The 13,240-nt window shown below is 29.3% G+C and carries 11 protein-coding genes; 2 read left to right on the top strand and 9 right to left on the bottom strand.

What is annotated here, in order from left to right; genetic code table 11:
• The 5 genes from B5X81_RS28790 to B5X81_RS13285 all read right to left on the bottom strand — a co-directional run bounded on the left by B5X81_RS28790 (position 1) and on the right by B5X81_RS13285 (position 3,022).
• Complete coding sequence (locus B5X81_RS28790) at positions 1–150, bottom strand: hypothetical protein (RefSeq protein WP_408606810.1); 150 nt, start codon at positions 148–150, stop codon at positions 1–3.
• 31 nt (positions 151–181) lie between these two features.
• Positions 182–328 (bottom strand): hypothetical protein, encoded by a 147-nt coding sequence (locus tag B5X81_RS28130; RefSeq protein WP_330397378.1) that lies wholly within the window; start codon positions 326–328, stop codon positions 182–184.
• Positions 329–355: 27 nt separating this feature from the next.
• Positions 356–481 (bottom strand): hypothetical protein, encoded by a 126-nt coding sequence (locus tag B5X81_RS28470; protein WP_280175276.1) that lies wholly within the window; start codon positions 479–481, stop codon positions 356–358.
• 445 nt (positions 482–926) lie between these two features.
• Positions 927–2,123 carry a class I SAM-dependent rRNA methyltransferase gene (locus tag B5X81_RS13290; protein WP_079492326.1) on the bottom strand — a complete coding sequence of 399 codons (1,197 nt, stop codon included), beginning with the start codon at positions 2,121–2,123 and terminating at the stop codon, positions 927–929.
• A gap of 14 nt (positions 2,124–2,137) precedes the next feature.
• Complete coding sequence (locus B5X81_RS13285) at positions 2,138–3,022, bottom strand: hypothetical protein (protein ID WP_079492325.1); 885 nt, start codon at positions 3,020–3,022, stop codon at positions 2,138–2,140.
• Between the two features lie 139 nt (positions 3,023–3,161).
• Here B5X81_RS13285 and B5X81_RS13280 point away from each other — a divergent pair, with 139 nt between their 5' ends.
• On the top strand, positions 3,162–3,986 hold the full coding sequence (locus B5X81_RS13280) for an MBL fold metallo-hydrolase (RefSeq protein ID WP_079492324.1): 825 nt from the start codon (positions 3,162–3,164) through the stop codon (positions 3,984–3,986).
• A 251-nt stretch (positions 3,987–4,237) separates the two neighbouring features.
• Here B5X81_RS13280 and B5X81_RS13275 read toward each other — a convergent pair whose 3' ends face one another.
• Positions 4,238–6,184, bottom strand: a complete 1,947-nt coding sequence (locus B5X81_RS13275; RefSeq protein WP_079492322.1) for a GTP-binding protein — start codon at positions 6,182–6,184, stop codon at positions 4,238–4,240.
• Between the two features lie 401 nt (positions 6,185–6,585).
• Between B5X81_RS13275 and B5X81_RS13270 the strand changes: the two genes are divergently transcribed.
• Complete coding sequence (locus B5X81_RS13270) at positions 6,586–8,640, top strand: 5'-nucleotidase C-terminal domain-containing protein (protein ID WP_079492321.1); 2,055 nt, start codon at positions 6,586–6,588, stop codon at positions 8,638–8,640.
• Between the two features lie 311 nt (positions 8,641–8,951).
• On the opposite strand, the gene B5X81_RS13265 is transcribed toward B5X81_RS13270, so the two are convergent.
• The 3 genes from B5X81_RS13265 to B5X81_RS13255 form a co-directional block, all read right to left on the bottom strand.
• A complete protein-coding gene (locus B5X81_RS13265) occupies positions 8,952–10,832 on the bottom strand; it encodes a diguanylate cyclase (protein ID WP_079492319.1) in 1,881 nt (626 codons plus the stop codon).
• Between the two features lie 211 nt (positions 10,833–11,043).
• Positions 11,044–11,592 (bottom strand): PadR family transcriptional regulator, encoded by a 549-nt coding sequence (locus B5X81_RS13260; protein WP_079492318.1) that lies wholly within the window; start codon positions 11,590–11,592, stop codon positions 11,044–11,046.
• Between the two features lie 46 nt (positions 11,593–11,638).
• The gene (locus B5X81_RS13255) at positions 11,639–13,012 is read right to left on the bottom strand and encodes an NAD(P)H-dependent oxidoreductase (protein WP_079492316.1); all 1,374 of its coding nucleotides are present in this window, start codon (positions 13,010–13,012) and stop codon (positions 11,639–11,641) included.
• Between the last annotated feature and the right edge of the window lie 228 nt (positions 13,013–13,240).

Genomic DNA, 13,240 nt, shown 5'->3' with positions numbered 1-13,240 from the left:
TCAATTATGTCCTACAGCAATATATTTAAAAGCCCTGTCTTCTACTATTTTTCTTTCATATATATTTCTCAAATTAAAAAAGTACGGTTTCTTGATGTTTTTCACAATTCTATCTAAATCCAAATGTCTAAATTGATTCCATTCTGTAATTATAATAAGTGCACTGGCATTTTTTACTGGTTCATATATTGGTAGTATTCCTTTTTTTTAGATTTTCTATTTTATCTTTATCAATATCTACACAAATTACTTTTAATCCAAAATCCGATAGGCATATTCCCGTCACTAGACCTACATATCCTGTACCAATTATACCTATTCGCGTCATGTTATTTTCCCCTTTAGTAACTATCCTTTAACCCAGACTATTTAAAGACATATTTCCATATATAAAATAATTTTTATCAAGATTAATATTTAATAATTCTTCAATATTATCATAAACTTTTTTGCCAATAAGCATATGAGTATTTATCAACATGTTTTCATCTCCTTAGAAAGTCTAAAATCAAAAACCGAATTTGTTAATTTTCAAGCAGTTCTCTTTTTAATATTCCTAATATGCTCTATAATCATTCTATATTTACTGAATAAGTAGGAATATATATTATCCCAGCTTTTGTTAGTCGTATATGTTCTAGCATTTTCCCTTAAGGGTAAAACAATTGAAAATACCAATGATCCAAAATAGGTTATGATATTCATAAAAGCATCTAAAAATCTACAATGTATTTTTTTATTAAGTAATATATTGAAACATCATTTCTAATTAAATAGCTGTATAATAAACTCACGATTATTCACCTCCTTTTCTTCAATTATATTGATAGTTTGTTAAGCAATCGTTATATTTTAGTTATAAGAATGTGAAAAAGCACTCCCCTTAACTGGAGAATGCTTTAATCTATATATTATGAATATTCAAATCACTTAATTTTCTTAATAAACACTACTTTAAGGTAGTTTCCCTCCTTGAAGGTCTCAATAGTTCCGAAATCCTTAGGAAGTGAAAATTCCTCCATTAGTTTGTATTTACCCTCCATTTCTTTGAAAGCAGTATCAATAAAGCCTTTAAACTTATTCATACCAAATGAGCTGCAATTAGTTGAGGCTACAATTATACCTTTATCTTCTGTTATGGCTATAGCTTCCTTAAGAAGATTTTTATAATCCTTTGCTGCACTGAATTTATACTTTTTTGACTTAGCAAAACTAGGAGGATCCAGTATAACCATATCAAACTTTATATTTTTCTTTACTGCATACTTAAAATAGTTAAACACATCTTCAACAACTATATCATGGGCTTCATAATCAATCCCGTTTATGCTAAACTGCTCTATAGTCTTTGGAAGGCTTCTATTTGCAAGATCAACGCTGGTGGTTTTCTTTGCTCCTCCCAGGGCTGCAAAAATCGAGAAGGCACCTGTATAGGAAAATGTGTTTAAGACTGTCTTTCCTTTAGAATACTTATCTCTAATAGCTTTTCTTACATTCCTCTGATCCAAAAATACTCCTACCATAGCCCCTTCATTTAAGTATACCGCAAATTTAACTCCATTTTCCTTCACTATAATAGGAAACTTACCTCTCTCTCCTAGTACAAATCCATCTTCATCTATATATTTACCTTCTGTGTTAAATCTCTTTTTTTGATATATAGCTTTAAATTCAATTAGTTTTTTTAATGAATTTATAATATAATCTCTAAAAGTATAAATACCTTCACTATACCAATTTATTAAATAATAGCCATCAAAATAATCAATGGTTACACCACCTACTCCATCACCTTCTCCATTAAAAACTCTAAAGACAGTTGTCTGAGGATTATTGTAAAAGGCTGCTCTTTTGTTTAAAGCAGAAATTATTTTCTTTTCAAAAAATTTTCTATCTATTTTTGTCTTCTCTTTTCTACTGAGAACCCATCCATACCCCTTATTTTGCTTTCCGTAATATCCCCTTGCAATGAATTGATTTTTTTCATCTACTAATTTAACTATAGTTCCTTCTTTGTGAAGATCATCAATATTTATAATAGCTTCTTTAAAAATTAGAGGATATCCATTTTTGTATTTGTTAACATGCTTTGACTTGATTTTTAAATTGATTTCCCTATTCATATTTTTCATCCCATCTATTTTTTATATATTTCCTTTGTAAACTCTTTTCCATTATCATATTTTACTTCTAAAACCAATCTATCAAATTCTTTGCCATCATCAAGTTTAATATTGTAGATTTTTTCCTTTAAATGGGATTCTTCTCTGTAGCTCAAATCCTCATTTAAAACTAATTTACCATCTTTAAAGGCCTTTAATCTAGGGGTATTTATTTTTGTTACAAGATCTGAAGTATTATTCCATCTTAAAGAAACATTATATATATTGTTCTCAGTAATATCTATATTTGCAGCTAAAAAACCATATACTCTATCCACAAGATGGTCTAAGTTAAAGTTATAAAACTCACTGGATTTTATTTTATCCTTATTTTCCACGCTAATATAATATTCAAGGCCGGATTTTCTAACAGCAGCCTGTGAAGTTTGGGAAACCGAAGCTGAGTTACTGGAAGAGTTGCTTCTATTTATTCCTATTGACCACTGGGGTTCTATTCTAGAGCTTAAGTTTATGGAAAAATCAGCTTTAAAATAGCCATTCCCCTTATCAACAGCTTCTATTTTGTCAATTTCTCCACCTTCTCTTTTATAATTAAAATAAACCTTAGAATCCTTATCATACTCCTTTATCTGCCAATTAGCCTTAAAATATAATTTATCTTCCTTTAATTCCTTTAATTCAAATTCTGCCGGGATTACCCATCTTTCCATTTGCTTTATTTGATTAAAAGCACTATCAATTTGATTTGGAATTGAATCGACCGATGATACTAATCTGCTGTTCTCTGATATTAATGAATTTATTCTATCATTAATTGTATTAAGCTTTGTAAAAATAATTAAGTTTAGACCCAAGCTGACTATAGTTATTAATATTAATAATTTGTTTGAATATTTCACCCTAAATCCCCCTTACAATCTATTTTACAAACATAATTATATCAAAAATAAATTGTTTTGAGTATTTTAGTTTTATTATTTCCCCTCTAATATTGATATAATTAATAATATAAATTATTATTTAAAGGGGGAAAAAGCTTTGAAACTACATATTTTAATGGACAATTATGTGACATACCGTAAACTGCTAGCTGAACATGGTCTTTCATTTTTTATTGAAGCTAATAATAAAAAAATTGTTTTTGATACAGGACAAAGTAATGCCTTTATAAATAATGCTAAGGCATTAGGCTTAAATTTATCTGAAGTAGAAAACATAATATTAAGTCATGGTCATTACGATCATAGTGGAGGTTTAGAGGATTTAACTAAACTAAATAAGAAAGCTAGGATATATATGCACCCTTGTGTCCTTAAGAAAAAGTTTAGTTTAAATAAAGGCATATTAAAAGATGCTGGTATTCCCTTTGAATTTAAAGATATAGGGTTAAGTGAGGAAAGAATAAAATTTAATACTGGGCCTTTAAATATTTACGATAATATATTAATATCTGGTGAAATAGAAAAAAATAATGATTTTGAGACTATCCCTAAAAATCTCATAATAAAGGAAAATGGCGAATTAAAACAAGATAATATGATTGATGAACAATTTTTAATAGTCCGTGAAAAAAGAGGTATTATCATTGTACTAGGATGCAGCCACCCGGGAGTTGTAAATTGCATAGAATATGCTTCTACCCTAATACCAGAGAAAAAGATATTAGCAGTTATAGGAGGCATGCATTTGAAAAATGCTTCTGAAGAAAGGATAAATAAAACAATTGAATATTTTAAATCTAAGGATATTGAAAAAATAATTCCTTTACACTGCACAGGCTTTGAAGCTATAAGCAAATTTAAAAGAGTTTTTAAAGATAAATGTATTATTGGATCTGTAGGTAAATTGTTAGAAATTATATAGAAAAGGATATAATAACTTAAGGTAATTATGCAATTTACTCACTTAAGGGAATCTACCCCTTTTGGGAAAAAATTTCATTTGAGCAATTGCATAATTACCACATAAAAAACTCCCTACTACATATAGATTTAAAATTGATATAAGTTGTATAGATATTCCAGTAAAACAGTTAATTTATACATCTCAAAAATCCTTAGAAACACTGGATATTTTAATATGTATAAATTAAGTTTTACTATGGGAAATCTATATTATAAGCAGTGCATTTTCTCCTCAGCCTTGTTCCATGGAACTACATAGCCTTTCCCCTTAGAACAAAATATAGAAGATGAGCTGTACTCTATATCTGCATTTTTGTCGTAGTTTATTTCTTCTGTAACTTCATCTTCATTATGACATATATCATAACCCCCAAAATAAAGATTTATCATTCCCCTGCCACTGGTAAAAGCCACTAGCTCTTTTGGATAATTCATAAAAGTTGCAACTGGGGCCCTGCCCTTTATAGTTACTTTCCTATCTTTAGATTCAGGATTTTTAAAGGTTCCACTACATTTTTGTATATCCGATAAAACTCTTCCCATATAATCTAAATCCACTTTTATCTTAAAATCATAATATGGTTCCAAAAGTATATTATCAGCCTTTTCAAGTCCCTGTCTTAAAGCTCTATAAGTGGCTTGTCTAAAATCTCCTCCACTAGTATGCTTATTATGTGCTCTTCCTGTCAGTAAAGAAATTTTTACATCTGTTAAAGGACTTCCTGCAAGTATACCTTTATGCTCCCTTTCATAAATATGATATCTTACAAGATTTTGATTCCCACTGGTCAGATGATCTACATGACATAGATTTTCAAATCTTAAACCACTATTTCTTTCTGCAGGTTCTATTTTAAGATGCACTTCTGCATAATGTCCAAGTGGCTCAAAATGTCCATATCCAATCACTTTATTTTTTATAGTTTCTTTATATAAAATATTAGGCCTTCCAAATTCCACAGAAAAGCCAAATCTATCTTTCACTATTTTTTCTAGTATTTCCAATTGTATAGGTCCCATTACATGAATATGAATCTCCTGTAGCTTTTCTTCCCAGGTAACCTTTAAAGAAGGGTCTTCTTTATCTAATATTTTAAAAGCCTTTACTACTTCCTTTATATTTAATGAGGAATCGAATATCACTTTAGATTTCAAAGTAGGTACTATATTATATTGTATTTCTTTACTCATATTTCCCAGTCCCTGTCCAGCAAAGGTTTTTGACAGTCCCATAACTGCTATTAATTGTCCGGCACCAGCACTGTCTACTGTTTTGTATTTTACTCCATTATATATTCTTATTTGGCTTATCTTTTCACTAATTTCTTCTTCATTATATGTATATCTTATTTCGTCCCTAACCTTTATACTTCCACTTAATATTTTCATATAGGTTATTTTAGTACCGCTATTTTCATGGCCTATCTTGTATATTCTGGCTTTAAATTCTCCATCCATATATTCAGTTTCTGTTAGACAATTAATACTATCCAAAAACTCAGATACACCTTTATCCTGAAGTGCAGATCCACTTGAACACATATATATAAGATTTTTCTTAATCATTTTCTTCATACGGTCTGTCCACAAATCTTTATTATATTTATCTTCCATGTATAGCTCTAAAAGCTCCTCGTCTCTTTCAGCTATGAATTCTATTATTTCCTCATCTAATCCATCATCTAAAAAGCCTTGAATATAACATATATCTGGGGTTAAATCGATTTTTATCTCTTCCAGTACTCTCTCAACATTCGCTCCTACTCTATCGGTTTTGTTTATAAAGAAAAAAGTTGGAACTTTATGTTTTCTAAGGAGCTGCCATACAGTTTCGGTATGACCCTGTATACCTTCTACAGCACTAATTATTATTATGGCATAATCCATGACCATTATAGATCTTTCCATCTCTGGTGAAAAGTCCACATGTCCAGGAGTATCTATTAAATAATAGGTTGACCCTTTGTATTCTATAACGGCCTGATCTGAAAATATTGTTATTCCCCTTTCTTTTTCTATTTCATGAGTATCTAAATAGGAATTTTTATGGTCTACTCTTCCCCTATTTCTAACAGTTTTTGTATGATAAAGTAAGTCTTCTGAAAATGTAGTTTTACCTGCATCTACATGGGCTAATACTCCAATTGTTTTATTCATTTTCACACCTCAATTTACATTTTATAAATTGATTATATCAAAAACACATTTTCTTGAGAAATAGTACAAAGAAAGTTCTTCTTTTCCTATTTTCTATAAATTTTATTAAATTTCAAAGTATAACAAGATACATAGGGATTACATATATAGATATTCCAGTAAAACAGTTAATTTATATATATCAAAAATCCTTAGAAACACTGGATATTTTGATACGTATAAATTAAGTTTTACTATGGGAAATCTATATATGTAACCAAATTAAAAGGTGAATTTATACATATGAAAATTATAGCATAATTTCTCTACAATACCTTTTTTTACTTTATTTAGTTTAGATTAAGTTATATAATTAAATTGTAGTATAGATTAAATATATATTATTTGAAAGGAGTGTTTTTATGAATTTCTTCAAAAAGGCAACTGGAATGATTGTTTTAACACTTTTATTGGTAACAAGTCTATTTCTTAATCCTGCATTAGTTAATGCAGAGGAAACAGAGGAAACTACAATCACTATCTTAGGCACTACCGATATACATGGTAGAATTTATCCCCATGATTATGCCACAGATAGTGAAGATGACGATGCTGGCTTTGCAAAGATTTATACCCTTGTAAACCAGGAAAGAGAAAAAAATCCAAACACTATTCTTATTGACTGTGGAGATGTGATTCAAGATAACAGTGCAGAACTTTTTAATGACATGGATGTACATCCAATGGTACAAGCTATGAATACTATGAAATATGACACATGGACCCTAGGTAACCATGAATTCAATTTTCAAAAATCCTTTCTTGAAAAAAATATTAATGCCTTCAACAATACAGTATTAGCAGCAAATATTTATAAAGAAGATGGAACAAGATTTGTAGATCCCTATACCATTATTGAAAAAGATGGAGTAAGAGTAGCTATTGTAGGCTTAATTCCTCCCCATATCCCAACTTGGGAAGCAAGCTCTCCAGAACATTTTGAGGGATTGAACTTTAGCGATCCTTTAGAAGAATCTAAAAAAGTTATTAAAGAGCTAGAGGGAAAATATGATATTCTAATAGGAGCCCTCCACTTAGGTAAAGATGCAGAATACGGCTCTACTGGTGGAATGGATATAGCCCAGGAATGTCCTGAGTTTGATGTGCTTTTCCTAGGTCATGCCCATGCCACTCTAAATGAAGAAATTAATGGGGTTAAGATTATAGAGCCTGGTTCATACGGATGGGCTTTGGCAAAGGCTGATATTAGGCTTGTGAAAAATGAAGAAAATTGGGAAGTCGCAAGTATTGATACGGCAAACTTAGAAACTAAAGATCTCTCTCCTAGTCAAGAAATATTAGATAAGTTTGAATATGTACATACTGAATCTGTTGCCGATGCCAATAAGATTGTTGGTGAAATAACTAAGGATTTCATAGAAAGACCGGATTATATAACAGGAGATGATGAAATTACTACTATACCAACTTCCCAAATACAGGATACAGCAGTAATTGATTTAATCAACGAAGTTCAAACCTTTTATGCAAAATCAGATATAAGTTCTGCTGCCCTTTTCAACTTTGGTTCTAATTTGAAGCAAGGGGATTTTAAGAAAAAAGATGTTGCATTTATTTACAAATATGCAAATACTTTAAATGGTGTTAATATAACCGGGGAAAATCTTAAAAAATACATGGAATGGTCAGTAAGCTATTATAATACATACAAAGATGGAGATGTAACAGTAAGCTTTAACCCAGAAATTCGTGGTTATAATTATGATATGTTCTCTGGTATGACCTATGACATCGATATTTCTGAAGAAGCCGGTAATCGTATTAAAAATCTTTTAATTTCAGGGGAGCCCCTTGATGAAACTAAAGTTTATAAATTGGCTCTAAATAATTACAGACTTGGAACCCTTCTCAACAATGGATGGGTAACTAATGAAGATAAGTATTATGATTCATATGAAGAGTTACAAGATTCCGGTAGAATTAGAGATTTGATAATCAAATATGTTCAGGAAGAAAAAGGTGGGAAAATAGAACCTAAGGTAGATAATAACTGGAAAATAATTGGGACTGATTTTGACAAGGAAAAGCAGGAAATAGTATTTGAGAAAGTAAGAAATGGAGAAATAGAAATTCCTACTTCTGAAGATGGAAGAACCTTAAATGTTGTTGCATTAAATTACGATGAATTGATGGCTGAAGGTAAGTTGGAAGCTCCTGATTCATCTTCTGACAAGGAGACTACTGATCTATCTCCTGCCGAGGAAATTACTAAACAATCTACAGTTAGTGAGGCTGTTGAAAGTGAAACTACAACCTATACTGTTAAGTCTGGAGATGTACTTTGGAAGATAGCAGAGAAATTCAATACAACCTGGAAAAAATTAGCTGATTTAAATAATTTAAAGAACCCTAACTTAATAATTACCGGACAAAACCTGATTGTTCCCGCAAATTAAATCAAAAATTTTTTATAGGTATATTTTAAGCAGGTAAAAGAGATTCTTCCCTTTTACCTGCTCTTTATTTTAATATATATTGAAATAAAATATCAAATTATAAAAAAAGACACCTTTGAAAAAATGAAGGATTGGTCAAATTTTTTCAGCTTACCTTTTTTGGTGTTGACTATGGATATGGGTTAATGAGTTTTAAAACTATTCCATTTTTAATGCCATCTAAATATAATGTTTCGGGAAATGCTGGTTCCTAAATTTTTATAGACAAAAACTATAGTCATAAAACTGACTATAGTTATAATACATATTCTCTAATTCAAAACTCTTTCTATATAATCTCTTCCTTTTTCCTTTGCCATATAGAGATTTTTATCAGCTTTTCTGATAAATTCAATCTTTGAATCATCCTTTGATACAATTAATGTATTAATTCCAAAGCTTATTGTCACATAATCACTGACCAAAGAAAACTCATGGGGAATTTTTAAGGATTTAATATTTTTTCTAATTCTTTTCGCCATTAAAGTTGCCGTCTGGGAATCTGTATCAGAAAATAATGCAATAAATTCTTCTCCTCCATAGCGTGCAACGATATCTGTTTCATTTCTTATACTTGCTTCTATTGTTTTTGCAATTTTTTTCAAGCATTTATCCCCTTCAAGATGTCCATAATTGTCATTAAAGTTCTTAAAATAATCTACATCCATCATAATTATAGAAATAGGTATTTTTTCTCTTAATGACCTTTCCCACGCATATTGTAATAGTTCATCAAAATACCTTCTATTGCCCAGTCCTGTAAGTGGATCAATTTTCGATATTTGAGATAATTTTCTATTTACAATCTCAAGTTCTTGAGTTCTTATTTTTATCTTTGTCTCCAGATCCTCATTTAATTCCTGTATTTCCTTATACATATCTTCATTCTCCTTTGATAGTCTTGCAATCTCATCAAAGGAATCATTAAATCTCAATGCTAAAAATATAGCTTGAAATAAAACAAATAGTACTATACCCACCGATAGTAATTCCGGTGTATTAATTAAACCCAGCTCTCTAAATATATCATTTATTGCAGTTATTAAAACGGCTGTACTTCCTGTCATCATTGTATATATTCTTCTTGTATTCTTAATGAGCTTATTGACTGCAATTATATAAATTATATAAATAGCACTGGCCACAATTAACCAATTTCCATATTCAAAAATCCAGTCATAAACCTTCACTGTATATAGCATAATTAGAGATAAGAATAAAAAAACTGTATATTTTAAAATTTTAACAACTTTATCAAGCTTAGGAGATTTTAAAACCTCATTTATATAAAGTGTTAATAGAGGTAAAAGTATAAAAACTGGTAAATATCCCAACTTCATCATTACCTCAGCAGAAAAATTCGGTAATAATCTTATTAATATTCTTTCACTCACGATAGTCTCCCTGATAGCAACTAATAAGGCTATTACCGACAAATATAATACTGCTGAATCTCTTTTCTTCATGAAATAAATCACAAAACAGTAAACTGCAACTAATAGTAAAAATCCAATTAATATGCTTTCTTTAACTATATTTAAATATGTCTTATGTAGAATTTGATCTGCTGTTCCAAATAAAATTTCATTCAATACTATTCGCCTATGATGAAAATTTGCTATTTGAACCACTATTTCAACATCTTCCCCTTGGCTTTCAAACAAAACCTCCCTAGGTATATATTGAGGCTTATATGTCCTCCTATCCCTTCCTACCTCTCCAGAAGAAGAAAGGGGAACCCCATTTACCCATATTTTATTTGCCGATGCAAAATATTTGAATTTCAGCCCATAAACTTTGTCAATATCACTTATCTTCATGTTCAATCTCAATGTGGCATATCCATTTCCAGCCCCTAAATTACTTTTTGTACATATTTGGGTCAAGTCCGTCGGAATATTTATAAAGCTCTTTTGATAATTACCTTTTTTAAAATCTTTAGGCTCTAGAAGCCTATTACAATAGAATTCCCATTCTCCATTTAAAGGCAATATCTTACCCTCATCAAAATCCCAGCTGGAAGCATCTATATATCCATTTTTAGCTGTTATTTCGTCTGATTTAATTAATGCAAATGCATTAATCCATGGCATTAACATTACAAATATAATTATAAACATTATATTAAATTTATTGCGATTTTTAAAGTTCATGATAGATACCTCTATTCAATATATTGATTTTCCACATATTCTAGGTATATTTTCAATTATATAGTACCTATCATCTATTGTAACTTTATTCTATAATTGTATCAATCCCTTTAATTGTTAATCTATACTAATATTTTCAATTTTTTTTAAAAGAGAGCTTTTTCAGTTCTTATAGGTTAATAAATTAATCTGTTGTGCTAGTAATTTAAAATCATTCTTCATCAATTTCTTTCTTCATTTCATATAGAAGATTTTTATACCATTTAAGGGAATATCTATAGGAATTCAATCCATATTCAAGGGTTTTTATTTGATATTTAGCTATTTCTTCATATTCAATAGGTATTTTTATAGCATCAATATCTTTTTCTACATTTTCCAATTCCTTACCATATGCTTTAATTGCTTCAATACTTTTTTTAATTATAATGATTCTATCCTGTTTATCTTTAATTAGTCCCAGAAAAAACAATTTTGATAATATTGCAGTTTCCAATTTATTCTTTTGTATATCCTCCATCATCCATTTATAAAATCTCTCTTTTCCAATATCTAAAATTGAATATACCTTTTTATTCCTACCCTTTGAAACAGTTTCATAATAGGTTATTAATTTTTTTTCTAGCAATTTTTTTACTGCCCTTTGTAAACTTCCATAGCTTGCGCTATAAAATAAAGATATTCCCTTTTTAAAAGTACTATTCATTTCATAAATAGTCATAGGTTTTATCATCAGCAATCCTAGTACAACGTATTCCATATAGTTCTCCTTCCCTGATGTGTTTAATCATTTTCTTTAAAAATATTTACTTCTCTCCATTTTTAAGAATCTTTACATGCTCTAATAACATATTGTCATACATATTCTCATGGACTTTTTTTCTAAATCCTTTAATTCCCATGAGAAATCTAAATATTGTTACCTTAACCATTAATAATACATCCTTTAAACTTGTTCTGTATAAATAGCCATTCTCCTTATAGTATTTATAGTCTGCAACAAAAATAGCACTCAAGCCTTTAGAAACACCTTCATTAAAGATACTCTGTCCACCTACTCCTAGAAAATTAGGATTTGGTACATAATTCTCCTCACTATATTTTATACTTAACTTAGCTATTGATTCAAGCTCCTTATCTAGTATCTCACTATCGCCACTCTCATCGCTTACAAAACCTACAAGATTTCCATCCATACTTCCACCTTCAAGGATTTGTTTTAGATTCTTCTCTTCACTTAAGCTCCCCGATATAATGTAGGCAAATTGCTTCCCCTTTAATACAGGAATATGATTATAGGTAAAGCTCCTTTCTGTATAAAGTTGAAATAAAGAAGATAAATATCTGTCCTTTATAGTTGATGCATATATTATAATATCTGCTTTTTCTATAATATAGTCTAAAAAACTACGAAACCCATCCTTGTAAATACATGTATTATCATATCCACACCTACAGCAGCCAATGCAATGTCCTTTGATATCTATATCATTTAAGTTTAAAACTTCTACACTACCCTGTATACAGCTCTTATATTTGTTTATCATTCTATTTATATTAGTATCATTTTCTTTTACATCTGTTATTATAATTGTTCTTTTTTTTGTTTTAACCTTATATCCATCAATACCTGGAGTATATTTAAAGAGATGCTTTGAAAGTTGTTTATACTCTTTGCTTATTTTTATATTATTAGTAATACTATAGGCAAAGATATCTAAAAATCCTTGCAGTTCTTCTCTTTGATTTTTCTTTAGCAAATCATTCATATCATGGGATAAGTACTTTATATAGTTCATATTCAAATCATCACATATACCATGGATATAATTCTGTGCAGTATGATCATAAAAATGAATTGATGTTGAAAAGGCTGTGGTATATCTTCCTTCAAAATACTTCTCTAATCCACATTCAAATATCAGCTCAATGAATTTTTTGTAGTTGGAAGGTATGAAAGCACAGTATACGGGAAATGACCATATAACACCATCTGAATTACTGATTTTTTCACATAATTTTATCATCTCATTTACATCTTTTTGATATTTTTTAATTTCCCTTGTAATGTGGACATACTCAAATTCATGGTTTTTATTATGCATTTCCAAATATTTAATTGACTGCAAAGTAACACTTTTTTCTGATTTCGGACTACCATTTAATATTATAAATTTCATATTTTCCTCCTTCTTTTATATATTTTAAAACCCTATTTACGGCAAAACATATTACTATTATATATATTACTAATAGTAATATGTTATTCCCAATTTGTCAATTATAAATTTTACACTCAAGGAATAAATTTTTCTATTTATAATATAATGAGGGTTTAGAATACAATTTAACAGTTTAGAAGTAACCTTTTCATCCAATATATAGTATCAATAATGTAATATTTTTTT

Source organism: Maledivibacter halophilus, from assembly GCF_900167445.1.
Lineage (GTDB): Bacteria > Bacillota > Clostridia > Peptostreptococcales > Caminicellaceae > Maledivibacter > Maledivibacter halophilus.
Note: the sequence above shows the minus strand (reverse complement) of the source record. Positions and strands in the feature narration are given on the sequence as shown.

What these genes read in the sequence shown, in the direction of transcription:
- B5X81_RS28130 (WP_330397378.1), bottom strand. Translation starts at nt 328, where the DNA reads ATGACGCGAATAGGTATAATTGGTACAGGATATGTAGGTCTAGTGACG.
- B5X81_RS28470 (WP_280175276.1), bottom strand. Translation starts at nt 481, where the DNA reads ATGTTGATAAATACTCATATGCTTATTGGCAAAAAAGTTTATGATAAT.
- B5X81_RS13290 (WP_079492326.1), bottom strand. Translation starts at nt 2,123, where the DNA reads ATGAATAGGGAAATCAATTTAAAAATCAAGTCAAAGCATGTTAACAAA.
- B5X81_RS13275 (WP_079492322.1), bottom strand. Translation starts at nt 6,184, where the DNA reads ATGAATAAAACAATTGGAGTATTAGCCCATGTAGATGCAGGTAAAACT.
- B5X81_RS13270 (WP_079492321.1), top strand. Translation starts at nt 6,586, where the DNA reads ATGAATTTCTTCAAAAAGGCAACTGGAATGATTGTTTTAACACTTTTA.
- B5X81_RS13265 (WP_079492319.1), bottom strand. Translation starts at nt 10,832, where the DNA reads ATGAACTTTAAAAATCGCAATAAATTTAATATAATGTTTATAATTATA.
- B5X81_RS13260 (WP_079492318.1), bottom strand. Translation starts at nt 11,592, where the DNA reads ATGGAATACGTTGTACTAGGATTGCTGATGATAAAACCTATGACTATT.
- B5X81_RS13255 (WP_079492316.1), bottom strand. Translation starts at nt 13,012, where the DNA reads ATGAAATTTATAATATTAAATGGTAGTCCGAAATCAGAAAAAAGTGTT.